Annotated in this window: 26 protein-coding genes; 13 read left to right on the plus strand and 13 right to left on the minus strand. The window is 35.7% G+C overall.

The window, feature by feature from the left end; all coding sequences use genetic code 11:
* Window positions 1–20: 20 nt before the first annotated feature.
* Together DYR29_RS13250 and DYR29_RS13255 are read right to left on the minus strand one after the other, a co-directional pair.
* Window positions 21–1,379, minus strand: coding sequence for a M64 family metallopeptidase (locus DYR29_RS13250; RefSeq protein ID WP_213277251.1), 1,359 nt, complete (start codon window positions 1,377–1,379; stop codon window positions 21–23).
* A gap of 2 nt (window positions 1,380–1,381) precedes the next feature.
* Complete coding sequence (locus DYR29_RS13255; RefSeq protein WP_213277252.1) at window positions 1,382–1,873, minus strand: hypothetical protein; 492 nt, start codon at window positions 1,871–1,873, stop codon at window positions 1,382–1,384.
* Window positions 1,874–1,975: 102 nt separating this feature from the next.
* Here DYR29_RS13255 and ruvC point away from each other — a divergent pair, with 102 nt between their 5' ends.
* From ruvC to DYR29_RS13280, 5 genes are all read left to right on the plus strand, one after another.
* Complete coding sequence (gene ruvC / locus DYR29_RS13260) at window positions 1,976–2,530, plus strand: crossover junction endodeoxyribonuclease RuvC (protein WP_047424950.1); 555 nt, start codon at window positions 1,976–1,978, stop codon at window positions 2,528–2,530.
* A 151-nt stretch (window positions 2,531–2,681) separates the two neighbouring features.
* Window positions 2,682–3,752 carry a DUF4407 domain-containing protein gene (locus DYR29_RS13265; protein WP_213277253.1) on the plus strand — a complete coding sequence of 357 codons (1,071 nt, stop codon included), beginning with the start codon at window positions 2,682–2,684 and terminating at the stop codon, window positions 3,750–3,752.
* A 173-nt stretch (window positions 3,753–3,925) separates the two neighbouring features.
* Window positions 3,926–4,519, plus strand: coding sequence for a phage tail protein (locus DYR29_RS13270; RefSeq protein ID WP_213277254.1), 594 nt, complete (start codon window positions 3,926–3,928; stop codon window positions 4,517–4,519).
* Between the two features lie 5 nt (window positions 4,520–4,524).
* The gene (locus DYR29_RS13275) at window positions 4,525–5,208 is read left to right on the plus strand and encodes a T9SS type A sorting domain-containing protein (RefSeq protein WP_213277255.1); all 684 of its coding nucleotides are present in this window, start codon (window positions 4,525–4,527) and stop codon (window positions 5,206–5,208) included.
* 84 nt (window positions 5,209–5,292) lie between these two features.
* On the plus strand, window positions 5,293–5,502 hold the full coding sequence (locus tag DYR29_RS13280; RefSeq protein ID WP_249413497.1) for a KTSC domain-containing protein: 210 nt from the start codon (window positions 5,293–5,295) through the stop codon (window positions 5,500–5,502).
* A gap of 52 nt (window positions 5,503–5,554) precedes the next feature.
* On the opposite strand, the gene guaB is transcribed toward DYR29_RS13280, so the two are convergent.
* The 7 genes from guaB to DYR29_RS13315 form a co-directional block, all read right to left on the minus strand.
* Window positions 5,555–7,015: an IMP dehydrogenase gene (gene guaB, locus DYR29_RS13285; RefSeq protein WP_213277256.1), complete on the minus strand. Its 1,461-nt coding sequence runs from the start codon at window positions 7,013–7,015 to the stop codon at window positions 5,555–5,557.
* A gap of 189 nt (window positions 7,016–7,204) precedes the next feature.
* Entirely contained in the window at window positions 7,205–7,909 is a 705-nt protein-coding gene (locus tag DYR29_RS13290; protein WP_213277257.1) for a hypothetical protein, read from the minus strand.
* A 31-nt stretch (window positions 7,910–7,940) separates the two neighbouring features.
* Window positions 7,941–8,444 carry a DUF4252 domain-containing protein gene (locus DYR29_RS13295; protein ID WP_213277258.1) on the minus strand — a complete coding sequence of 168 codons (504 nt, stop codon included), beginning with the start codon at window positions 8,442–8,444 and terminating at the stop codon, window positions 7,941–7,943.
* Window positions 8,445–8,454: 10 nt separating this feature from the next.
* Window positions 8,455–9,741: a DUF4252 domain-containing protein gene (locus DYR29_RS13300; RefSeq protein WP_047425186.1), complete on the minus strand. Its 1,287-nt coding sequence runs from the start codon at window positions 9,739–9,741 to the stop codon at window positions 8,455–8,457.
* Window positions 9,742–9,757: 16 nt separating this feature from the next.
* The gene (locus DYR29_RS13305) at window positions 9,758–10,435 is read right to left on the minus strand and encodes a hypothetical protein (protein WP_213277259.1); all 678 of its coding nucleotides are present in this window, start codon (window positions 10,433–10,435) and stop codon (window positions 9,758–9,760) included.
* Complete coding sequence (locus tag DYR29_RS13310) at window positions 10,410–10,919, minus strand: RNA polymerase sigma factor (protein ID WP_213277260.1); 510 nt, start codon at window positions 10,917–10,919, stop codon at window positions 10,410–10,412. The genes DYR29_RS13305 and DYR29_RS13310 overlap by 26 nt, the downstream gene beginning before the upstream one ends.
* Window positions 10,920–11,004: 85 nt before the next feature.
* Window positions 11,005–11,355, minus strand: coding sequence for a helix-turn-helix domain-containing protein (locus DYR29_RS13315; RefSeq protein WP_213277261.1), 351 nt, complete (start codon window positions 11,353–11,355; stop codon window positions 11,005–11,007).
* Between the two features lie 155 nt (window positions 11,356–11,510).
* On the opposite strand from DYR29_RS13315, the gene DYR29_RS13320 reads away from it, so the two are divergent.
* Genes DYR29_RS13320 through DYR29_RS13330 form a run of 3 tightly spaced genes read left to right on the plus strand, consistent with a single transcriptional unit; the run spans window position 11,511 to window position 14,555 of the window.
* Entirely contained in the window at window positions 11,511–12,800 is a 1,290-nt protein-coding gene (locus tag DYR29_RS13320) for a hypothetical protein (RefSeq protein WP_213277262.1), read from the plus strand.
* A gap of 19 nt (window positions 12,801–12,819) precedes the next feature.
* Window positions 12,820–13,374: a DUF6705 family protein gene (locus DYR29_RS13325; protein WP_213277263.1), complete on the plus strand. Its 555-nt coding sequence runs from the start codon at window positions 12,820–12,822 to the stop codon at window positions 13,372–13,374.
* Between the two features lie 35 nt (window positions 13,375–13,409).
* Complete coding sequence (locus DYR29_RS13330) at window positions 13,410–14,555, plus strand: hypothetical protein (RefSeq protein WP_213277264.1); 1,146 nt, start codon at window positions 13,410–13,412, stop codon at window positions 14,553–14,555.
* A 37-nt stretch (window positions 14,556–14,592) separates the two neighbouring features.
* Here DYR29_RS13330 and DYR29_RS13335 read toward each other — a convergent pair whose 3' ends face one another.
* Together DYR29_RS13335 and DYR29_RS13340 are read right to left on the minus strand one after the other, a co-directional pair.
* A complete protein-coding gene (locus DYR29_RS13335) occupies window positions 14,593–15,753 on the minus strand; it encodes a GlmU family protein (RefSeq protein WP_213277265.1) in 1,161 nt (386 codons plus the stop codon).
* 104 nt (window positions 15,754–15,857) lie between these two features.
* Entirely contained in the window at window positions 15,858–16,109 is a 252-nt protein-coding gene (locus DYR29_RS13340; RefSeq protein ID WP_027375398.1) for a type B 50S ribosomal protein L31, read from the minus strand.
* Between the two features lie 184 nt (window positions 16,110–16,293).
* On the opposite strand from DYR29_RS13340, the gene DYR29_RS13345 reads away from it, so the two are divergent.
* The 5 genes from DYR29_RS13345 (at window position 16,294) to DYR29_RS13365 (ending at window position 21,305) form a co-directional block, all read left to right on the plus strand.
* Window positions 16,294–17,703: a hypothetical protein gene (locus tag DYR29_RS13345; RefSeq protein ID WP_213277266.1), complete on the plus strand. Its 1,410-nt coding sequence runs from the start codon at window positions 16,294–16,296 to the stop codon at window positions 17,701–17,703.
* A complete protein-coding gene (locus DYR29_RS13350; protein ID WP_142719211.1) occupies window positions 17,703–18,029 on the plus strand; it encodes a nucleotide pyrophosphohydrolase in 327 nt (108 codons plus the stop codon). The genes DYR29_RS13345 and DYR29_RS13350 overlap by 1 nt, the downstream gene beginning before the upstream one ends.
* Window positions 18,030–18,099: 70 nt before the next feature.
* Window positions 18,100–19,320 (plus strand): 3-phosphoshikimate 1-carboxyvinyltransferase, encoded by a 1,221-nt coding sequence (locus tag DYR29_RS13355; protein ID WP_213277267.1) that lies wholly within the window; start codon window positions 18,100–18,102, stop codon window positions 19,318–19,320.
* Window positions 19,321–19,395: 75 nt separating this feature from the next.
* Window positions 19,396–20,076 (plus strand): hypothetical protein, encoded by a 681-nt coding sequence (locus DYR29_RS13360; RefSeq protein WP_249413498.1) that lies wholly within the window; start codon window positions 19,396–19,398, stop codon window positions 20,074–20,076.
* A 230-nt stretch (window positions 20,077–20,306) separates the two neighbouring features.
* Entirely contained in the window at window positions 20,307–21,305 is a 999-nt protein-coding gene (locus DYR29_RS13365; protein WP_213277268.1) for a phosphatidylinositol-specific phospholipase C, read from the plus strand.
* Window positions 21,306–21,463: 158 nt separating this feature from the next.
* On the opposite strand, the gene DYR29_RS13370 is transcribed toward DYR29_RS13365, so the two are convergent.
* Together DYR29_RS13370 and DYR29_RS13375 are read right to left on the minus strand one after the other, a co-directional pair.
* Window positions 21,464–23,290 carry an alkaline phosphatase gene (locus DYR29_RS13370; protein WP_213277269.1) on the minus strand — a complete coding sequence of 609 codons (1,827 nt, stop codon included), beginning with the start codon at window positions 23,288–23,290 and terminating at the stop codon, window positions 21,464–21,466.
* A 121-nt stretch (window positions 23,291–23,411) separates the two neighbouring features.
* Window positions 23,412–24,920: a RagB/SusD family nutrient uptake outer membrane protein gene (locus DYR29_RS13375; RefSeq protein WP_213277270.1), complete on the minus strand. Its 1,509-nt coding sequence runs from the start codon at window positions 24,918–24,920 to the stop codon at window positions 23,412–23,414.
* Window positions 24,921–24,940: the final 20 nt, after the last annotated feature.

The following is a 24,940-nucleotide window of genomic DNA, read 5'->3' on the forward strand; positions in this document are numbered from 1 at the left end:
TGGAGCCGGTTTTGTTCATGTTATTCTTTTATGATCTTCTGAGAAAGAATCAGATTTTTATTTTCTTTTACATTCAGCATATACGTACCTGTTGGAAAGTTTTTAATATCAATCTTAATTCCGGCATCTTTAAATTCAAATCTTGATGGGATCAGTTTTCCGGAAGTATCATAGATTTCTACTTTTACATCTTTTGAAAAATCCTGTTTTCCTTTAATGAAAAATTCTCCGTCTGTGGGGTTCGGATAAACACTGAAACGTCTTTCTTCAGCTTTTACTTCTGAAAGTTTAAGGGTAGATTTACTCAAGGTCCATGAAACCGTAGTAACATGTAGAGTACTGTGGTTATCAACTTTCAAAAGCGGATTATTATCCACTACGGACAATGTTAATGTATTATTTCCATTATTCAGCTGCGCAGGCGTAATGGTAACGCTGCTTCCAGTTGATCCAAGTGTTGTTCCGTTCAATATCCAGGTATTGACCAAAGTATTAGGATTGGGAAGAATTTCAGTAGCCGTAAAAGTAACATTAGATGTAGCATCTACTGTAGTATTATTGGCGGGTGTATAAGAATCTATAGGGGACACTAAACTATGGATTTTTTCGATAATGGCCTCTTTACATACGGAGCAGAACTGCTGGTTAAGATACCTCATCTCACAACTCTGATGCGGACGGAACCAGCTAGGACTTTCAGCATGAGCATATACTCCTACTCCATTTAATCCTACCCAATTTTTCCATTTGATCGTTGCCGGATTAGAATTCTGTGTTTTATTGGGAGATTCCAGTGAACCGGAGAACCAATATTCATCTGCCAACTTTCCAAAAGAGTGTCCTAGCTCATGCACTACGATCTCATTTGAAGATCCGTTTAATGAAGCAAAAGCATAAGTTCCTCCACAGCCTCCATATTCTGTAGAATTCCCCAAGATATAAGTAATATCATAATCAGGAATATTCGCAGCCAGTACTTGCCCTACTTTATTGGTAGTATTACTGTATATACATCTGTGAACTCCAACATCGAAAGTAGAGCCGAGATAGTTGTTCGGATTGGTAACCGGGATTACAGGTTCGGTAACATCCGTTGCTGTCCCCGGATGTTTCACACCCGATTCTGTGGAAATCACTTTTACGGCATAAGCATTAAAGTAATTTTTATATTCTGTATAGGGGCTCTTTGTAAAAAGATAATTGACCGTATTCTGAGCTGATGTTGTAAAAGCAGTTTGCTGGGCAGCGGTGAATCCGTCTCCTAAAACAGCAATAATAATCCTTTTGCTGTTGTCTCCGTTCTGTAAAAGCGGAACAGTATCAAATGTCTGGGCAAAGCAGCTGCTACCAACTAAAAGGGATAATAAAACTTTTTTCATATTTATAGTTTTTTGATGAATAATAGTTGTACTCCATCATCGGTTGCCTTTTCAACCTTTACTGTCTGAACATTTTCAGAATAGGAAAAGCGGGCACTGAACTCCGTGCTTTGAAGAGAGGCTTTATGTCTGGAAATCCCTTCTTTTTCGTATACTTCCAATTCAGGGTTAAAAGGATCTTTCACAAGCTGTCTGGCAACTTCTTTTCCGTCAGACCCTGTCAGCGTAATAATAAAGTCTCCTTTATGAGCATCACTTCTTTCGAAGGAAGAAATCTGCTTCAGTCTGCCATCCGTAATTTTGCTGTTTTGAAGGGTAATTTTTGCATTTCCGGATTGATCTTTATCTGCCTTGAAAAACAAATAAATAATACGCTCGCCTTTTCTTGTCACAGTTTCAGAAAGCGATTGCCTTTTTTGTGTTAATCCATTCTCTTTCTGAAAGCTACAGAACAGAAAAACAGGAACAATGAGTACATTAAATACATTTTTCATAATCATTTTTGTTTAAAGGTAATAAAGTTTTAAATATAAATGAAAGTCATTTCCAATACTTTTTCACTTTCAAAAAACTTAGAAAGTCCTATCTTTGAGGCAATGATTTCAGAGAAAATAATTTTAGGTATTGACCCGGGAACAACTGTGATGGGGTTTGGCATTATCTCCGTAAAAAAAGGAAAAATGGAGATGGTTTCTATTCATGAACTGATCTTAAAAAAATATCCCAATCACGAAACAAAGCTCAAATATATTTTTGAAAGAACACTATCTCTTATCGATGAGTTTCATCCTGATGAAGTAGCTCTTGAAGCCCCTTTCTTTGGAAAAAACGTACAAAGTATGCTTAAACTTGGCCGTGCACAGGGAGTGGCCATGGCTGCCAGCCTTTACAGAAATATTCCCATCACCGAATATTCTCCGAAAAAGATCAAAATGGCCATCACAGGAAACGGAAATGCCAGTAAAGAACAGGTAGCAGGGATGCTTCAGAATCTTCTTAATTTAAAAGAATTCCCTACCAAATATCTGGATGCCTCCGACGGACTTGCCGTTGCAGTATGCCATCATTTTAATTCAGGAACTATAACGGATACCAAATCCTATTCAGGATGGGAAAGCTTTTTGAAGCAGAATCCGGATAGGTTGAAATAATTTCGGCCTTTTCTTATATTCTTTCAAACCACTGTTTTAAACCTCTAAAAAACAATATTTTACAAAAACACACACAATTACTTGGTAAAACATAATACTATCTTTTACATTGGTATGATTTTTAGTACTACCTTTGTATAAATTTTCAGGTATGAAAACAAACCAACAAACTATAAATCAAGGGACTCATAAAATAAACTGGTTCCAAAAGTTTCTGATGGTATGTTCCGGCGGGAACATCCATATCTTAAGAAAGACTCCAAGCGAATGGAATAAATTTTCCGGGATTGGGGGGATTGTACTTTTCACTGCAATATTTGCCACTTTGTCTGCAGGCTATGCGATGTATACGGTATTTGACAATATCTGGGCTTCCATAGGATTTGGAATTCTTTGGGGGCTGATGATCTTTAATCTTGACCGTTATATCGTTTCTTCGATTAAAAAAACAGGAACCTGGTGGAATCAGATTCTGATGGCTATTCCCCGTCTTATCCTTGCTACATTTTTAGGGATTATTATTTCAAAACCATTAGAGCTTAAAATTTTTGAGAAAGAGGTAAATAAACAGTTGAATACAATCATCCAAAGGAATAAAAAACAGCTTCAGGGTGAAATGAACGGAAGGATTCTTCAGCAGAGCGGGCCTTTTGAAACAGAAAAGCAACAGATTTCAGGAAAAGTAGCACAATATCAGAAAGCCTATGATTCTGCCTCGGTAGAACTTGAAAAAGAAATTTTGGGAAAACAATCGGGTTTAACCAGTGGAAAAGAAGGTTACGGACCGAATGCAAAACGTAAACAGGAATTAAAAGAGCAGCGCAGACAGGATCTTGAAAATTATCAAAAGCAAGCCGCTCCCAGACTGGAATATCTGGATAAAGAAATATCCAAGGTATATACGAATCTTGAAACTGAAAGAAAATCTACAGAGACTTTTGAGGATAAATTCAATGGATTTGCAGCAAGACTTCAGGCATTGGATGAATTAGGTAAAAATTCGGCAATTATAGGATTAGCAGCAGCTTTTATTATGGGACTGTTTATCTGTCTTGAGATATCTCCGGTTCTGGTAAAACTAATTTCTCAAATAGGACCCTATGACTATCTCTTAGAAAAAACAGAAAATGATTTCAGATTGTATTCCAAGGAGAAAATTGAAAAGGGAAATGCTCTGACCGATTTCAGAATTGAAGATTTTAAGGATAATTTGAAAAATTAAAATCATAATTCAGTATATCATTCACCTCTAAACATTAGAGAAAAAATCTATAATAATTTACTTTTCAATAAATAAAATCTAACCTTTCGTTATATAACGAAAGGTTTTTCTTTTAATCAAGTGTTTTGTGTAAAATATTTTCTAATTTTATACTACTAAAAATTCTTGCTATCATGAAAAACTTAATTTTTGCATGTACGCTGCTAATCTGCAGTGCATTTGCTCCTGCCTTAAAAGCTCAGGCATCAGAACCTTTTTTAGGGCAAATAGCCTTTGTACCTTATAATTTTGCTCCAAAATACTGGGCAGAATGTAATGGGCAGATCCTGCCTATCGCACAAAATCAAGCACTTTTTTCATTGCTAGGAACAACTTACGGAGGGAACGGAACAACCACATTTGCTTTACCTGATATGAGGGGAAGAGTACTTGTTCATAACGGACAGGCTCCAGGAGGACCAACGACTTATACAATGGGACAAACCGGAGGAACTGAAAGTGTCACATTAACTATAACAGAAATGCCAGCCCATAATCATACTGTAAGTGCTGTAACGGCGGAAGGAAATCAAAGTACCCCTACCAATAATTTACCTGCTGATACAAAAGGGCTTGATAAAGAATATTCTGATACAGCTGCTAATACTACGATGAAAAGTACAATGGTAGGAAATACTGGAGGAAATCAGCCTCATGAAAACAGACCTCCCTTCATCACTCTGAAATGCATCATTGCATTGGCAGGAGTCTTTCCATCACAAAATTAATAGTTATGAAAATTCTTTACTTAGTATGTCTGATAGCAGGAAGCACAGCTTTTGCACAGACTATAACTTTTAAAGGATGCATTAATTTGTTTGATGATCAAACTTTTATTTTTAATAAAACCGGAGTTGACACAAATAACAAAAGCATCTATGTAACTACTCCTGTTGACGGAGAACCATGTAGTGGCCTGGGTACCTGTGAATTTAAAATACAATGGAATAATACTCTTACAAGATGGGAATTTCTAGCTGATGAAGGGTATGGTACATTTACAAATCCTAAACTTGTTTATTATAATTCAACAGGAAACAATACTGTATCTTTTCCTCCTGGTAACAATATCGGGATCTGGGTTGAGAATACAGCATTTACAACCGGGCTGTGTAATGGAAATCTTACTGCCGTAAATTCTACCATGACAGGTGATGTACAGACCACAACATTGGGAACTTCAGATCTTTCTAAAAATAAAATCCAGATCTTCCCTAACCCTGTGGCAGATTTCATTCATATTTCTGGCATTGAGGACGGATTATCTATTCAAATTTACAATATGGATGGACGCCTTATAAAATCTGAAATGTTTGATTCAAAAATTGATGTCTCACAACTTGTTCCAGGCGGTTATATATTAAAAATAAATACCCGGAATTTTCAAACTCATCAGTTTAAATTCGTAAAAAAATAATCTGTTCTTAAAAAAATACGGATCTTTAAAGCTTTCGGAATTTCCGGAAGCTTTTATTCTTTCCTGACAAGGAACATTTTTTGTATGAACTGTAGTATGCCTTCAAGTGTTGTACATCATTTCATCTATTTCCCGGATACTGAAATATTAAGAATTATATATCAGTCAGGAGCAGTTTATGATTATCTTAAAGTACCACCTGACATTATTGAAAAGTTTAAGGAGGCAAGATCCAAAGGGCAGTTTTTAAATAAAGTGATCAAGCCCAGATTTAAATACCGCAAAATTGAATAAAAAAATGTCTCCATCGAAATGGAGACATTTATATTGAATATTTTTTATGATTTTATAAAGAATAATTCGGGGCTTCCTGTGTTATAATTACATCATGTGGGTGAGATTCTTTTAATCCGCTTCCTGTAATCATTACCAGTTTAGAATCTTTTTGAAGTGTTTCAATATCCTTAGATCCACAATACCCCATACCAGCTCTCAGACCTCCTGTCAACTGGAAAATTACATCTTCCAGTTTTCCTTTATGAGGAACTCTTCCTTCAATTCCTTCTGGAACGAATTTTTTAGCTTCACTCTGGAAATATCTTTCTTTACCTCCTCTCTTCATTGCTGAAAGACTTCCCATACCCTGGTAAGACTTGAATTTTCTTCCCTGGAAAATAATTTCTTCACCCGGAGCTTCATCTGTACCCGCTAAAAGTGAACCCAGCATTACTGCTCCTGCTCCACTTGCAATAGCTTTAACGATATCTCCTGAAAGTTTGATTCCACCATCAGCAATTACCGTTACATTTTGTGATTTAGCATATTCGTAAACGTTATAGATCGCTGATAATTGAGGAACTCCCACTCCTGCAACTACTCTTGTTGTACAGATAGAACCTGGCCCTACTCCCACTTTAAGTACATTAGCTCCAGCTTCAATAAGGTCTTTGGCAGCTTCTGCAGTTACGATATTTCCACCTACAACATCAAGGTTCGGATATGCTTTTCTGATTTCTGAGATTTTGTCTAAAACTCCTTTAGAGTGACCGTGCGCTGAATCGATTGCTACGATATCAACTCCTGCCTGTACCAAAGCCTCAATTCTTGTCAATGTATCTTCTCCTACACCTACTCCTGCTCCTACAATAAGACGACCACTCTCATCTTTATTAGCATTCGGGTACTCCAGTTGATTATCGATATCCTTGATGGTAATTAAACCTACAAGTTTATTGTCTTTATCTACGATCGGAAGTTTTTCAACTCTGTTTTTAAGAAGGATTTCTTTTGCCTTTTCAAGGTTGGTATTTTTGTCGGAAGTGATCAGATTTTCTTTGGTCATGATCTCTTCAACTTTCATATCAAGATTTTCCTGATACTTTACATCTCTGTTGGTAATAATTCCAATCAGAACATTATTAGGATCTACTACCGGAAGACCGGAAATCTTATATCTTGACATAAGATCTCTAGCTTCACCTAAAGTATGATCTTTAGATAAAGTTACCGGATCAGAGATCATTCCGTTTTCGGAACGCTTTACACGGTTTACCTGAGCAGCCTGCTCAGCGATCGTCATGTTTTTGTGAATAAAACCTAATCCTCCAACTCTTGCTAAAGCAATAGCCAGATCAGCTTCAGTAACAGTGTCCATCGCAGCGGAAACTATCGGAACATTCAGCGTGATTTTGTCGGTAAGTCTTGATTTTAATGAAACCTGGTTAGGTAAAACTTCTGAATAAGAAGGGACTAGAAGAACGTCATCGAAAGTGATGGCTGTCTCTACAATTTTGTTATGAATAGACATCTTTACTTTCTTTGCAAAATTAGGTTATTTTAGTGAGATATGAAAATCCTTTTTAATAGTTTAAATAAAATTTAATAATCAATAACTTAAATCGAAAAAACCGCTCTTTTATCAGAACGGTTACGGTACAAAATAATTGAATATATAGAAACTACTTGTTAAGTCTAATCAATATGGCTGTTAACAGGTCTATTTTACCGGGTTTCCATTTTCATCCAATTTCTCAATATGGGTCTGATTATTTTTATCGATGTATACTTTTAATCTTACTTTCCCTTTTGTATCACGGATAAAAATCCCTACATCTCCATTCGCTGTCTTGCCGGCAAAAAATCGTTCATTTCCCAGCTTACCCTTTTCCCGTAGCTGTGCAAATGCTTTTTTTGAATCTTCCGGATTATTAATTTTTTTGATTGAATCTCCAGCCTTAATAATATCTTCCAGCAGAAAATCATCCGGTCTGTCCCAAAGTTTTAAACCATATACTCTTTTTTTATCATTCCCTATTGATTCAGAATATTGCAGCTGCATAATCTGATCTGTATTTCTTTGATCTACAGAATATACCATTCCGGACCCTTTTTCATCAGCATCATATACAAGCCCTCCACATTCGTCACCCATAGAATTGAAGAAAATAAGTCCTGCTTCTCTTTCACGGGGTTTCATTTCTTTGTGATTCACCAATCCGGGGTGTTGGCGCTCCTTATTACTGATAACCATTTTTAAAGTTCCGTCCTTCTCAATGATATTGATGCGTTCTACATCTATTTCTTTAAAACGTTCGTTAGAAGATTGTTTTTTAAATGCGAGAAAGAAAAACATCACACAGAGTATGGTGAGTACAACGGCATAGATTTTAAGGATACGAACTTCTCTTATTAGTTTTTCCATGCTGTGCAGGTTTTGGGATTAATGATACTAATTATTTATCTGAAACAGAATTAATCATTTTTGAGATATCATTAGCGGTAAAGTTTCCTTTCACATCTACAAACACGATATCATTTTTCTTAGAACCTACCGTGATCAGCATATTTTTAATGACCTCCCCATCCTGCTTTACACGTATATTGATATCATCTCCATCATGTTTTATGCTTGCCCACTCTTCGTAATGGTTGTTGCTTAAAAACCGGGCATAATCATTAAGCATTTCACTGCTTCCGTTTGTTACGGTAAGTACTTTTATTTTAGAAGCTTTCTTTACAAGATCTATGGTCTCTTCACTTTCTCCTTCTCCTCTCAAGGCCTTCTTAATATAAGATTTAGCCAGCACCATCGGTACATTGATACTTGCAAACCGAGCTCCCTGGAAATCATATTTTGAGTTCTGGAAAAAATCGATATTCGGTTTTTCTGAAACGATACACGACTGAAGCATGCTTATTGTCAGAACAGTAAGGAAAATGTTTTTAAGAGTCTTCATAGTTTAGTTTTTATTTGATTTGTCTGAAGCTTCCTCCTGAAACTTTATCTACTTTGGCATCCAGTTCGGGGTTTCCTCTTAACTTTACTGCCGCTCCGGATGAAACGCTCACTTTCAGCTTCTCTGTAACGAGTAAAGAAAGACTTGCTCCTGAGGTAGATTCTACTACTGCTGTTGCTATTTTAAGATCATCAGCTTTACAAGACGCTCCACTGCTGATATCAATTACAGCAGAGGCTGCCTCCCCTGATAAGCTAATGCTTGCTCCGCTGGAAGTATCTAATGCCAGCTTTGGTGTTTTAATATCAATATCTATTACTGAACCTGAGCTTACTTCTACTGCTGCAGACTCTTTTACATTGAATGTTCCTTTAATAATAGAACCAGATTCTGCTTCGATTGCAAGGCTGCTTTCGGTAACAGGGTTCACTGCTGTAAAGACACTTCCTGACGATGTTTTTATAGCACTAATGCTGGGAGCTGAAACATTGACATTAAGATTTTTAAATCTCAGATTTCGGACACCCTTGTTGTCAACATAGATCTTTAAAACTCCGTTTTCTACTTTTGTAATCACATACTGAAGCTTATCTGCATCTGCAATTACTTTTACACTTCTTGTATTTTCCTGTTTGTAGGTAACATTTACTCCCACGCTGGCATCTATCTTTGAGAATTCACCCACGTTTCTGTTATCACCGTTCAGGTAAGATGATGTATTCCCCGAAGTGAGGTCATTTCTCACGGAAGTTGTCACAGAAGAAGTAGTTGTTTCACCGGAATTAATGATCTTGTTTACATCGGACAGCTTCATTTTTCCATTAAGAATAAAAATAATATTCTCTTCTTTGGAATCAACGTTGAAAACAAGGTTTTCAAGATAGTTATCTTTCTCGTCTTCTGCCAGGAATTTCATAGAAGTTCCATCACTGCTCATAGACATCAGTTCATTGAAGTTTAGAGATTTCAATGCATCATTTATTCTCGCCGTTTTATCTTCATTCATTTTTATATTGGCAAGATTCTCATCTTTTAAACGATCCGGGAAGGTAATTTTAGGGATAATCAAAATTTTAAGCCCATCCACATCGTTCAGAATCGGTTTTATTTTTCCGACATAGGCATCATCAACATCAATGGTATTCAGTAGCTTGAACATCGGTTTTTTAATATTGATAGATGTCACTCTTCCCTTTTTTTCAAAATCCTGAAAAAGCTTGTCTAATTTCTCAGTCTGTGCAGAATAAGTTGCAAAGCTGCTTAGCATTACGGCTATTATAAAAAATATTTTTTTCATGGGATTGTTCTGATTTTTAGTATTCGCTGTCAAGATTTTCATTTTTTTGAGAAGATGCTACTGTTTTTTTAAACTCGTTTCCTAATTTCATAAAGGAATATTTGGCAACATCTATGGCTTCTTTTTCACTGCTGATTCTTTTGCCGTTTACAATAACATAAGAGTCATTGTACGAAGATGCAGAATCACTTAAATTTTTATTGTTTGAGGAATTACTTACATATCTGGGTCTTGTTTCCTTTTTAAGTCTTCCTCTTTTTGGCAGAATTTCATCCATTACATCTTTTTCTGCCACCTGGTTGTCCTGAAAAACAGAATCTTTTTTCACTCCGGAAATAGAGTCTGTGTGATTTACAGCAACCTGTTCCTGATGATCACTGTTTTCTTCAATGAATCCGGATTTCTGTTTTAAGATTTCATCTTTTACCAGCTTTTCTTTATCCTGCGCATTCTTATTATTGTTATTCAGGAAGAATCCGATGCTTAAGACCAGCATTACACTGGCGGCCATCCAGAACCATTTAGGAAAGGAGGGTTTCTTCTTTTCTTCCAATGGAATAACAGGCGCAATATGCTGTTCAGGCTCCGCACCTTCTGCAGTCTGAAGAAAGTCTTCAAAACTCCAGTCCATTTTTTCTTCCTTAATATCCCGGAAGATTTCGTTGTATTTATCTTGTAATTGATCTTTTTTCATAGCTCATCAGTTGTGAGATTTGTTCTTTTACTTTTTGTCTCGCACGCATCAGGTTTACCCTTACTGCATTTTCCTCCATTTCCAGCATTTCAGAAATTTCGGAAACATCATACTCTTCTACATCTTTCAAGTGGATGACCATCTTCTGTTTTTCGGGGAGCTGATTGATAAATCCTATAATATGTTCCTTAAGGTTATCAACTTCCATACTATAAAGCTCCGACCGATGAAGCTGCATATCTGCAAAGCCGATCTTTACATCGTGATGCTTCAATCTGTTCAGGCATTCGTTCCGGACAGACTTCAGCGCATAGGATTTAAAATTCCCGAATTGCCCCAGCTCATCCCTCTTCTGCCAAAACTTCATCATGAGATCCTGTACTACATCTTCTGCTTCATCACTGCTCATGACAAACCGTTTCGCAAAACGATACATCTCGTCTTTGAGAATAAACACCGTATTCTTGAAAGTTTCTTGGGTCATGAGTTTTGTTTCTTATAGGTAAGACAATTGCCGTTACAGATCTATTACATCAAAAATAAAAAAACTTCAAAAAAAATTGAAGTTTTTATTTTTTACCGAGAAGCTGCTTGAGAAATGCGATCTCCGCATCCTTGTCTTTAAGCCTTTGTTCGTATTGTTCTATTAACTTTTCAGGAAGCTGATTTTGATAAATAAAGCCATTATTACCTCCATGAACATTATCATAATTAAACGACAATCCATCTCCGCTTAAAAAGTCAAGAACACTTACATCCAATACTTTTGCAATATCCTCTACCTGAGAAAAAGCAGGCTTACTTTTATCGTTCTCAAAATTGGAATAGGTTTTCTGGGAAACATTTAATACTTCCGCAAGATATTCCTGGGTAAAGTTTTTATTGATTCTCGCTTTTTTCAGTTTTTCTCCTAGCGTCATAGCACAATGTATTTTTACCAAAATTACATATTTTTTTCTTTTAGAAAAATAATACGGAAACCAGTATTTTTCTACTGTATTGTTTCAATTTATTATTCACACATTTGTAGAGTAATAAAAAAAGTATATATTTAATACCTAAAAAACAAATGCTTATGAAGAAAAATTTAATCTTTCGGCTTTTCCTGCCGATGGTTCTCTTTACCATGTTCCATTCCTGTATTCATGATGAAACATTAGCTTCCTCAGATCCGGCTTCTAAAGAATATACGAATAAGAGTTTATGGAAAGAAGATGAAAAGTACATCATGAATGTAATGAAAATCTATCATGATAATGAATTTAAGATCAAAAAAAGCAATGGCACTCCTTACTGGAACTATGCGACTACTGTGGATCAGTATGATGAAAGCTTTCTGATGGTACCCGTAGTAGAGAACGGGAAAGTGGTATCTGTATTACAAGTTCCCAGACATCAGGACAAAGTATACTTTGTTTATACTTTTTCTAAACCCGATCTTCTATTTTTTCAAAACTTACTCTCTTCCAGGCTGAAGAAAACAATGAAGACAATGAGTGATGAAACCGGTAAATTGACCTGTTCTACACTTACTTATTCTGTATGGCATCCCGATAGTGAGTCTAATTCTGATCCTTCAAGCGGATCCGGACATTGGGAAACGTATCATGTCACAAGATGTTCATTCTCTCAAATAACCGAATGTGTAGGTATTGTAGGTCCTGATGGAGAATGTAATGAAGGCGGAGGAGGATATGATTACCCAACAGGAGGAGGAACAGGTAATAACCCTCCTGACCCACCAAATCCTTGTGATAAGATGAAAACACAAAATGCTGATCCCAATTTTAAAGCTAAAGTTTCATCATTAGACAAAAGTGAAATTTTCGATAAAAGCCAAGAAACTGGGTTTGCAGCAGCCTATGGAACCCAACCTTTTGAACAAATGTCTAATACTTCTGATGGAAATGTAAGATTACCTGATGGAAACAAATATTTTGGATATATGCATTCTCATCTAAATCTAGATGGAGTAGTAAAAATATTCTCACCTTATGATATCGTTACTTTTTTAACAAGCTGTGTAACTAATGCAAAATTAAAGGGGAGTATGACAGATGCCTATGCAATGGTCATAACCTCACAAGGAAACTATATCCTAAAATATTCAGGAGATGGTAACTTTGCAATTACCAATGGGCAACTAAACAACTGGCAAACTTGGTATAGGGATGAATATAGTAAACTTAAAGACAGCGAATTGTCTAATTCAAATATTGTAGAAAAAATATTTACACAATTTTTGGAAGAACAGGTTAAAATTAACGGTTTGGAAGTATATAAATCTGATAAAACTACAGGTGACACAAGTAAGCTTAACTATAATGGAAAAGATAATCCAATACAAACAATACCATGTCCATAAAAATTTAAAAAATTTAATTATGAAAAATGTATTCCTACTTATACTATTTATATCTGCCATTTCATGCAGAGCACAACAAATTTATTCATTAAGACCGGCAGAAATTGACCTCCCAGAAAATTCTTACCAAAAAGATACAAACAATGAACTACCTGCTTATGAGGGAACTTGGAAAGGGACATGGGATAATAAAACAATTTTTATTACTTTTAAAAAGATTACTAATAAATATGATAATAATTTTAAACATTACAAAGATTATCTAATAGCCAAATTTAAAGTTATAGATTTAAATAATAATATAATTTTTGATAATACAAACTTAACAGATGATATAGCTAAAATTAAAGGTGTAAGTTTTAGGAGATATGGAGACAAATATTCTCTTGTCTTTATTGATCCAGATTTATGTAATACTACTGGTAGTATTGCCATTAATTTCACAGACTCTAGTAAAACTAAATTAGACTGGAAATATCTTTATAATAATGAGATTATAACATCAGATTGCCCTTATTACAATACAGCGATTCCTCAGCCATTGCCAAAACAAATTATATTAATAAAACAATAAACAAAGCCTCTTCGGAGGCTTTTTCAAATGATGAAATGAAACAAATATTATTTATTTTAATCTTTTTATCTGCTTGGTTTAACGCTCAGGTTATAAAAGATTCAATTTTAGGGAAACCAAAATCCGTAAAAGAATACGTAGTTTTTCTAAATAATTCTGGTCCATTTACCTTTATGAAGGGTGATGATGAATATGGACATGCTGTAATCATGACTCCCAAAAATCTAAGAAGCAGAATGTGGGAGACATGGTTTGAAACAGATTTCTGCCGATATATAAATAATGAAACTTACTATGATAAAAACCGGAATATAACAAAAGAAACGTGGTATTACAAATCAGGAGAAATTGTTGATGATTATGATTATACATTTGATAGTCTTAATAGGTTAATTGAAGAAAAAAGGAAAAACAAATACTCCGAAATCTCTTATCATTATTTTTACAATGGAAATAATAAAACCGTAAAATTTAAAGAAGCCTACTACAAAACTAAGGATAAGCCTATGGAAAAATACATAAGCAATCTTGAAAGTTTCAAACCTCTGTACATAACTAAATTTGATACTCTGACAAGAACAGACAGTATTTTTACAATAACAAATGATATTTGGAAAAAGGTAGGTGAGCGTTCTTATACTGAGGTAAAAGATTCTATTTATCATAAGAAACTAAATCATGTAAAAATGTATGATAATCAATATAGGGTAATTGAAGAAAAATCTTTCGACCATAAACTTGATTATGAAAACAAAAAAATATTTTTAAGCAAGCATATGAAATACGAATATGATAAATCCGGGAATCTAATACAGAGAGCTGAAATTAAAGACGGAAAGTATCATTATTATACTATACTTGAAAACGGTAAAATAATCACAGAAGAAAAGGATGGTAATTATGGAAAACCCATGTCTATCACTTATACTTATACCAAAGATCAAAAATTAGAAAGAATGACAGCACACTACAATAATAATATTTGGCACGATATCCGATTTGAATATAAAGATAACTATATAGCTAAAATATTTTATTTAGATGAGAGCGATAAAAAAAAAGAACCAACGGTAATTATTTTCAAATATAAGTTTGATAAGCAAAAAAACTGGACAGAAGTTATTAAAAATATAGATGGAAAAGATTTATATAAATGGATCAGAAAAATCGAATATTACTAAAACTACCCCTCAGAAATTCTGAGGGGATTTTATATTTTTAATACATATCAAAAATATGTTTCAAAATTGCTTTATCCTCTTCTGTTAAAGGAACTTTTCTCCTCGCCATAGCTCTTTCTGCTACTTCATATACTTTATCCAGCCTGAATCTTTCATCATCTTTCAGTCCGCCCCATGAAAAGTTTTCTACAAGATTGGGTGGAAAACCAGGTTTGAATATATTGGAGGCCACGCCAATTACTGTTCCGGTATTCAATTGGGTATTGATTGCCGTTTTGGAATGATCTCCCATAATTAATCCTGCAAACTGCAATCCTGTATCTTCAAAAGCTTTTGTTCTGTAGTTCCACAATTTTACGTGGCTGTAATTATTTTTAAGATTGGAAGAATTGGTATCAGCGCCAAAATTACACCATTCCCCGATTACAGAGTTTCCAACGAAACCTTCATGTCCCTTGCTCGTATAACCGAAAATGATAATATTATTTACTTCACCTCCTACTTTACAATGTGGTCCTACTGTGGTTGCTCCGTAGATTTTTGCCCCTAAATTAAATTTGGAATCATCACAAAGTGCTATTGGTCCGCGAAGATGACAACCTTCCATTACTTCAGCATTTTTACCGATATAAATTTTCCCTGTCTTAGTATTCAAAGTAGAGAATTCAATTTCAGCATCTTCTTCAATAAAGAGGTCTTTTTTATCTCCTAAAAATCCGTTGGTTGAAGATAATTCCTGCGAAACTCTTCCCTTTGTAAGCAGATCAAAGTCAAAATCAATAGCATGATGATTATAGGTAAACAAGTCTTTTGGTCTTTTAAAGAAAACAAGATCCTCCTTAATATCAGTCATTTTCTCAATCTGATGGAGAGAAAAATCTTTCATATTGATTTTAGCGGCAATCAATTCGTCTTCATAAACCAATGCTTCTCCCTGCTTAAGATCTTTAATCTGTTGAATTACGGTTTCTGTAGGGATGAAATTTGGAACCAAAAAAAGGCTTTCTTTTTCCTCCGGACTTTTAAATTTATCCTGAAGATATGTTTCCGTAAAATAGGAAATCTCTGTATTTTCCAGGATTTTCTGCCATCTTTCAGAGAATGTAAGAATTCCGCATCGCATTGCAGCAACGGGGCGGGTAAATGTAAGCGGAAGAAAATCTTCCCAATATTGTGCGTCTGAAAATACTATCTGCATCATTCAGTTTTTAAGTTTAAGGTTTAAAATTCAAGGTTAACAAATTTACAATAAAAAAAGTCTCCCAAAAATTGGAAGACTTTAATATTTTAAGTGTACAAAAATTACTTAGCGAATTTTTTGTATTTGTTCATGAACTTATCAACTCTACCTGCAGTGTCAACTAATTTTACTTTACCAGTGTAGAAAGGGTGAGAAGTTGAAGAGATTTCCATTTTGATTAATGGGTATTCTTGTCCTTCAAACTCGATAGTGTCTTTTGTTTCTGCAGTAGACTTGCAAAGAAACACCTCGTCGTTACTCATATCTTTGAAAACAACAAGTCTATAATTTTCTGGGTGGATTCCGTTTTTCATAATACTATTTTTAAAAAAATTAAGTTTGCTTTCGAAATAGTAATGGATATTTCTCTGCTAAATTTTAGGTTGCAAAAATACAACATTTTTTCTAATTTCCAAATACTCCATTCAATATTTTTTTATTGATAAGAAATTCAAAGTATTTTCGTTAAATTTGGAACTTACTTAAACTTTAATTTCAATGAAATTCAAATTATTACTGGCTTTTTCCTTCTGGATGTTACTTGTAGCAGTATCATGTAATAAGGATGATATTACGTTTGACAGCCCTACACAGCAACTAAGTTTCTCAAGAGATACGGTATTCTGTGACACGGTATATCATCAGGTACGTTCAGAAACCTATGTAGTAAAAGTATATAATAATGAAGACAAGGATATCATGATCCCAAGGGTGAATCTTGAAAAAGGAGCCGCTTCATTATATAGAATCAATGTAGATGGAAAGCCGGGATATGATTTTAAAAATGTTCCTTTAAGAAAGAAAGACAGTCTTTATATTTTTGTTGAAATTGCCCCTGAAGCTACCGGACCGGAAGCGATTGCAGAGGACAAAGTTCTTTTTACCAGCCCAACCGGACAACAGCATGTCACTTTATTTTCTGTGGTTCAGGATGCTGAATTTTTTATTCAGACTCCCGGTAACCCGAATATCATTACCAATTCCACAACATGGAATAACAATAAGGCAAAGATCATCTATGGAAATCTTACCATCAATCCAAGTATAACGTTGGATATTAATCCCGGAACTAAGGTATACTTCCACAAAAACAGCGGAATGAAAGTTTCTTCCGGAGCGGTTTTAAATATTAACGGAACGCAAGCCGACCAGGTTATTCTTCGTGGAGACAGAAATGATACTTATTATGATACGATTCCTAAAAACTGGAATTCTATCAAAATGGAAGCGAATTCTACGCTTAAGATGAACCATGCAAGACTTTTCGGAGGAACAAGAGGTCTTGATATGAGACAAACGAATGCTACCATCACCAATTCATTCATCCATACTTTCTTTGAATATGGAATTTATGCTGTAGGTTCTACTGTGAATGCCAATAATCTTGTGATGAACAATTGCGGTTTATCATGTGTCGGTATTTTCAGAGGAGGAAAACACAGCTATACTCACGCTACAATTGCCAACTATTCCAAAACGATGAGCTCTTTTGACAGAAACGGAATTTTTGCAGCCAATGAGTGGAAGAATGATGCAGGGCAAACAGACCAGGGCGCCTTACAACAACTTGATATAAAAAACAGTATTATATATTCTGACAGGGATGATGCTGTTCATTTTGAAAAGACCCCAGGACAGCAATTCGAATTCTTACTTCAAAATTCACTCATAAAATATACCAGTGCAACCGGGTCAGGATTCACTTTTGACAATAATCCAGGTGTGATACAAACAACAAAGAATACCGATCCACAGTTTGTCAATTATTTTATGGCTAAAATGAATTTAAGAGTAAAGCCCGGCTCACCAGCTCTTGGAAAAGGAAATGCAGCTGTTGCAGCAACCGTTCCTTTTGATATTGTGAATGTATCCAGAACCACAAACCCAACTTTAGGAGCTTATCAATAATGGAAATTACTGAGTTACAGAAGCAGGTAGATGAATGGATCAAAACCATTGGGGTAAGATACTTTAATGAACTTACCAACATGGCGATGCTGACAGAAGAAGTAGGTGAAGTGGCAAGAATCATTGCCAGAAGATACGGTGAACAAAGCGAAAAGGAAAGTGATAAAACGAAAGACCTTGGTGAAGAGCTGGCAGATGTACTTTTTGTTACGTTATGCCTTGCCAATCAGACCGGAGTGAACCTACAGGATGCTTTTGACAGAAAAATGAAAATCAAGACAGACCGGGATAAAGACCGGCATCAGAACAACGAAAAATTGAAATAATTATAAATGATGAGTTATAAATAACACCTAAATTTGTAACTCATTATTTCTTAAGATAATGTAGATCATAATGAAGCTAGAAAAATCAAAATTATCAGGAGGAAAAACAGTACAGATCAGCGGTTCGAAAAGTATTTCGAATCGTTTATTGATTCTGGAAAGCCTGTTCAGCAATATAAAAATCGGAAACCTATCCAATTCTCAGGATACTCAGTTGTTAAAAAAAGCGTTATCCGAGGATACTGAAGTGGTAGACATTCATCATGCGGGAACGGCTATGCGTTTTCTTACTTCTTATTATTCTATTCAGGAAGGTAAAACGACAATTCTTACCGGTTCAGGAAGAATGAAAGAAAGGCCTATCAAAAATCTGGTAAGTGCTTTGAGGGATCTTGGAGTAGAAATTGAATATATGGAGAACGAAGGTTTCCCCCCTTTAAAAATTACAGGGAAAAAGATCACTCAGACTTCTGTGAATGTTCCGGCTAATATTTCAAGCCAGTTTATCACTTCTCTGCTTCTTGTTGCAGGAAAACTTGAAAACGGATTAGAAATTAATCTTGTAGGAGAAGTGACTTCAAGATCTTATATTGAAATGACCCTTGATATTCTGACAAAATTTGGAATTCAAAGCAGTTTTGAAGGAAATACGATTAAAGTAGAACCTTTCACTCCTGACAATAATGAAATAGTACAGTATGAAGTGGAAAGCGACTGGAGTTCGGCTTCTTACTTCTACTCTATCTGTGCGTTGGGAAGAGAAACCATTCATCTGAAAAGTTTTTACAAGGAATCAACACAGGGAGATTCTGCAATTGCCAATATCTATGAAAAGTTCTTCGGAGTTAAAACTACATTCTCTGAAGATGAGCATCAACTAACGCTCGAACCTCAGCCAGATTTTTCTTTTCCTGAAAAAATTGTTCTGGATATGAATGACTGTCCTGATATTGCACAAACGCTTTGTGTAACGGCAGCCGCCTTAAAAATACCTTTCGATATTTCAGGATTGGGAACTTTAAGAGTAAAGGAAACCGACAGACTTCTTGCTTTATATAATGAACTGCAAAAACTAGGTACTGAAACAGAAATTACAGATCTGACGATTAAATCAATCAGTTTTGTAGAGCCACAAGACCATATTTCTATCAAAACGTATCAGGATCACAGAATGGCCATGAGTTTTGCACCATTTTGTCTGATCGGAGAACTCAATATTGAAGATGAAGATGTAGTAGAAAAGTCTTATCCAATGTTCTGGAAAGATCTTGAGAGTATACTGACTCATTAATAAAAACTATAAAATGTGGTAATTTGAAGATGATTGTTTTTTCGGATTACCACATTTTTAATTATACTGATAATCATGAAATCTGTCATTCACTTTTTGATATTCTTATCTGTGACGAACTTATCTGCTCAGAAGCTGAAAAATTTTTCGGTTCCGAAAGGTTATACTCAGATTGCAGAAGCCAAAGGCGATCTTGACAAAGATGGAAAAGATGAAACTGTTCTGATATTTAATACGAATATAAAAGCATCATACGAGCAGAACCCGGAAGGCACAAGTGACTATAAAAGGGTTTTCTATATTCTGAAAAAGGAAAACAACGGCCTGAAAGTATGGAAAGAAAATTCTGACATCATTTTTTCAAGCGGATTTGGATTTTATCCTTCCGATAATACTCTTACAATCGATATAAAAAATAATTGTCTTGTTATCGAACAGTTGTTTTTTACCAATTCAAGACATACCCAACAATATAAACATACCTTCAGATTTCAGAACGGAGATTTTTATCTGATAGGTTTGTACGATCATTTTGAAGACACCTGTGATTTCAGTTTCACGAATGAAATCAATTTTTCTATAGGCCAAGTGATTGTTGACAGAGAATATTCATCCTGTGATGAGGACACCAAAGTACCCGAAAACTCACATAAAGAATTTACTCATAAATTCCCGGCTCTTATTAAAATGAACGATTTCTTTATCGGAGACCACAAGTTCAGGATTCCCGGCTTGAAGGAGGATTTTGTGTTTTAAGATGGAAGCTGGATGCTGAAAGTTACTGCTTAGCATGATAGCAGCTTTATTGTAAATACATTCCCCTTTAAAGTCGGAATACTTTTTAACTATTAACAATTTCTCTTCTTCCATCCTCCAGTTTCCAGCTTCCTGACTTTATAGCAACTTAATCATCTCTTAAAGTTAAATTAACTCCTCATGTTTTGATATATTCTTATTTTTAAGCTGCATTAAAAAATAAAAAAACTATGTTCAAACAAAACATGAAACGCTTTACAGCCATTACTCTTGGAGTTGTTACTGCGTCTATCTTCTTTTCGTGTGCCAATGACAGCATGATGGAAAGAGATTCTAATGAAAACCCTATGGCTTCTTTAGCAAAAACAAGTAATAAGGCTTCATTATTACCTATTGCCATGAATAGCTGGATGTCTGGCCTTCAGGATAATATTTCAATTTCAAAAATCTCCATTCCCGGTACTCATGATTCCGGAGCACGTGTAGATGCCCCTGTGGTATCAGGTACAGCTAAAACGCAGGACCTCAGCATTGCAGAACAACTGAATGCCGGTGTACGTTTTCTTGATATCCGCTGCAGACATATTGACAATGCTTTTGCTATTCACCACGGATCAATTTATCAGAATATGAATTTTGATGACGTATTAAATGCATGTTATGCATTTCTCCAAAGCAATCCTTCTGAAACGATAATCATGTCTGTAAAAGAGGAATATGATGCTTCCAACACGACCAGAAGTTTTGAACAGACCTTTGACTCTTATGTACAGAAAAATCCTTCTAAATGGGATCTTGGAGCCAATATTCCTACCTTAGGTGCTGTAAGAGGAAAGATCAAATTATTGAGAAGATTTTCTTCGGGAACAACCAAGGGAATCAATGCTTCTCCATGGGCAGATAATACGACGTTTGATATCAATAATTCCGGTGTACAATTGAAAATTCAGGATTATTATAAGGTTACAAACAATGATGACAAGTGGAACGGAATTTCCAGTCTGCTTAATGAAGCTAAAAATGATACGAATGGTAAACTTTTCGTGAATTTCACCAGCGGTTATAAACCTGGAATCTTCGGGATCCCAAGTATTCCTACAGTATCCAACAATATTAACCCAAGGCTTAAAACATTCTTCCAGACGAATACTCAGGGTTCATACGGAGTAATGCCGATTGATTTTGTGAATGCAGAACTGTCTGAATTAATTGTGAAAACCAATTTCTAAATCATTATTTGTTAGATATACTCAAAGGCGGTCTCTATTTTGAGGCGGCCTTTTTTATTTTCAATCAGGATTCTACAGATTATTTTAAAAGAAAAAGACTGCCTCAAAAACGAAACAGTCTCTCTTTGTAAAAGTAAAAAAGTATTAAAAATCAAAAGTTATTTCTGAATTCCGTAGGCTGCCATTATTTTGTTGAAAATCTCCGTATTTTCAAACAATCCAGTGAACTCTTTAGAATTCGGGCCATAAGCAAAAACACTTGACGGAATAGAGGTATGATCATTGGTGCTGAAGTTTCCAAATATCCAGCCATCCTTAAGACTTCCGTCCAATAGAGTTAATCCCCCTGTTTCATGATCTCCCACCACGATTACCAGAGTTTCTTTATTTTCATCAGCAAATTTCATTGCCTTACCCACCACATGATCAAAATCCAGTAACTCTGTAACCAACTGCTCAATATTGTTGCTATGACCTCCTCCATCAGTCTGAGATGCTTCTATCATCATAAAGAATCCGTTTTTATTATTCTTTAAGTCATTTAAGGTGAGATCAAATGCATCAGAAAGCCAGTTTCCTCTTCCGTTGGTTATTCTTTGTGAAGCCAAAGGATCAATCACCAAAGTACGGTTCTTTATTGTATTGACTGACTTCAAATCCTGATAAAGATCGATCTTGGCATCTTTAAATTTCTGTATATTTTCCTGAGACAATCCACTTGTAGGACCACCGATCAGAATTTTCGTTTTTGAAGTAACAAAATCTTTCAGAATAGGTTCAGAACTGTTTCTGTTATCTGAATGAGCATAGAAGTCTGCAGGTGTTGCATCTGTAACATCACCTGTGGAAATCAATCCGGAAACCATACCATTTTTAGCAATAATATCCGGAATCTGCGCGAGTGCTTTCCCCATATTATCAACCCCTACAAAAGTATTCTTAGTTTTCACTCCTGTTGCAAATGCTGTAGAACCCGGTGCGGAATCTGTAATATAGGCATTGGATGAATTGGTTTTGGAAAGTCCTGTAGATTTCATGTTGAAAACATTCAGTTTCCCTTTGTTGGCTGTAAAGGCAGCATAATATTGTGGCAGAGAAGTTCCGTCTGGTATGAGAAGGATAACATTCTTTACTTTTTTACGTACTCCATCTGATGCATAGGTCGGCGTATATGTGCTGTATTCTTTTGTATTTTTATAAAAATTCTTCGGAATAGCGTTCATGAATTTTTTAAGATCAGGAATATGATCGGTATTGATATAATCCACTCCTATATCCATAAGATTCACCCATGCATTTGGAAAATCCGGGGCTCCGTAAAAACGCATTGGCTTTTGCTGGGAATGTGCTTTTTCAACAGCAGTTTTAATTTTTTCCGTTTCTTCATCTCTTGGAATTCCTTTTCCATTCCATTTGACCAATCCGGGAAGGTCTGCACTGAACATCCCTACTCTTTTTAACTGATCTGCAGAATAATTTTTATCAAGGTCACCATCAAAGTAAAGATAGTTTGGATAGTTTTTAAAATCTGCCGGCTGAGGTCTTCCTCCGGTGATTACAATTTTAATACCTGGATTTCCTGTAATCTCAGGATATTTATTTAATGTAGTGATCAAAGCAACCAATGATGTTTTGTAGTCCTGCTTAATATCAATCAGCAGCTGAAGTTTCTTACTGGCATCCGGATAGATATTTCCCTTATTCAGTTTAATCTGTTTGGAAATATTATCAAGATAAAGATTTTCCAGTGTTCTGTCTGCAGAAAGTTCTTTTTCGGTATGCGCTACCCAGAGATTACCCTTCACCAGAAAGACATCTGCTTCTATGGAACCAAAGTTGGCATAATAAGCCTGCCAAAAGGGAATCTCCTGCATGTAATCATTATGTGAATGTGCATTGCCAATATTGTAGTTTAAATAATTCTGAGCCTGATTTTCAGAAAAAACAGCCAGGGCTAATACAGCCAAAATTTTTGATAGTTTCATTCGTATACCATTGTTATTTTTATAGGGTAAATAAGATGTCCTATCCCTATACCTTTGAAAAAACTATATCATCACAGAAGCTTCTGCAATGATATAGTGGCTTATATATAAAGATTAAAAATTACCAGCCTTCATTTTGTTTAATGATCCCATGACTGTTTACGATTTCAGCCTGCGGAACTGCCCAAACATTATGTACAGCCGGATTAAAGTTTCTTGCTGCCCAGACTACCTGCCCATTGATCCCATGCAGAGGCTTCGCATAAGCTGCCTGTGCATCTCCCCAACGTACAAGATCTCTGTGCCTGTCTGCCCATTCACCTGCCAGTTCACAACGTCTTTCATGCTTCAGATCGGCCATTGTACATCCGTTTTTCGGAGATAAACCTGCACGTACTCTGATCATATTGATTTCCTGATCTGCAGATTTACCCTGCATCAGTGAAGCTTCTGCTTTGATAAGAATTACCTCAGCATAACGCATGATCGGAACGGCAAGGTCTGTACACGGATAATCTCCGTTAGCACTTACATGACCGCTGTTCAGCTGATATTTGAAGGCATCCATATATTTATTAAACTGGTATCCGGTAAGAGAGTTGGTAGAAGCATATATTCTTTCTTTACCGTTAAAAGTAAATTTGTCACCTATTTTCAGGATGGAAGCACTTCTTCTAAGATCTCCTGTTTCATATTCGTCATAAAGTTCTTTTGTCGGCTGGAAGTATCCCCATCCGTTATATTCTCCCCATCCTTTATTTTCAAGCATTACGCCCGGAAGAATACTTCCCCATGCTGTAAACTTAGGAGTTCCAGGGATAGACCAGATATATTCTGAGCTGTAGTTATTTTCAGCTTTGAAGACATCAGCAAAATTTCCCAGTAAGGCTCTGTTCCCTTTTGTCATGACTTCGTTGGCCCAGAATTCTGCATTCTTCCAGTCTTTCATAAACAGGTACACTTTTGCTAAAAGTGCCCATGCAGCTGCTTTATGAGGTCTTCCGTAATCTTTTGCAGGAAGTTCTGCCTGAGTAGGTAATAATTCTGCCGCTCTTTTCAGATCATTCACGATGTAGGTGTAATTCTCCATTACGTTGGCAGCTCTTGGAATCGGGTTTGGATCCGGATCTTTTGAACGGTCGATAATAGGAACTCCTGCTTTTTCATTTCCGTAAGAATAAGAAAGTTCAAAATACATTCTGCTGCTCATGAACAAAGCTTCGCCCAGATATTTATTTTTAATGGCCTGTGAAGTCTGGATATTATCAACATTACGGATCACACGGTTGGCGACTCCAATTACATTATATCTTTTGTTCCATTGAGTTTCAAGATCTCCTGCCGCGATGTAATTGCTGCTGAAGTTTTTTGCGTTATCCGCCTCACTTTTTGCCCTTCCGGTAACCATATCATCACTGGCATTGATAAACCAAAACAGACCTCTTCCGTAAAATTCACCATCAAACAATGGCTTATACATCGCATTTGCTCCGGTAACCAAATCGTTTTCCGTTTTCCAGAAACTGGCTTCAGTAGGTGTTCCTTCCGGCTGAACGTCCAACTCTCCTGTACATGATAAAAGCATTACAGATATTCCTGATACTAAAAATATTTTATTGAAAAATTTCATTTTTTACTTTTTTGTTAGTT

This window comes from Chryseobacterium indologenes (assembly GCF_018362995.1).
GTDB lineage: Bacteria > Bacteroidota > Bacteroidia > Flavobacteriales > Weeksellaceae > Chryseobacterium > Chryseobacterium indologenes_G.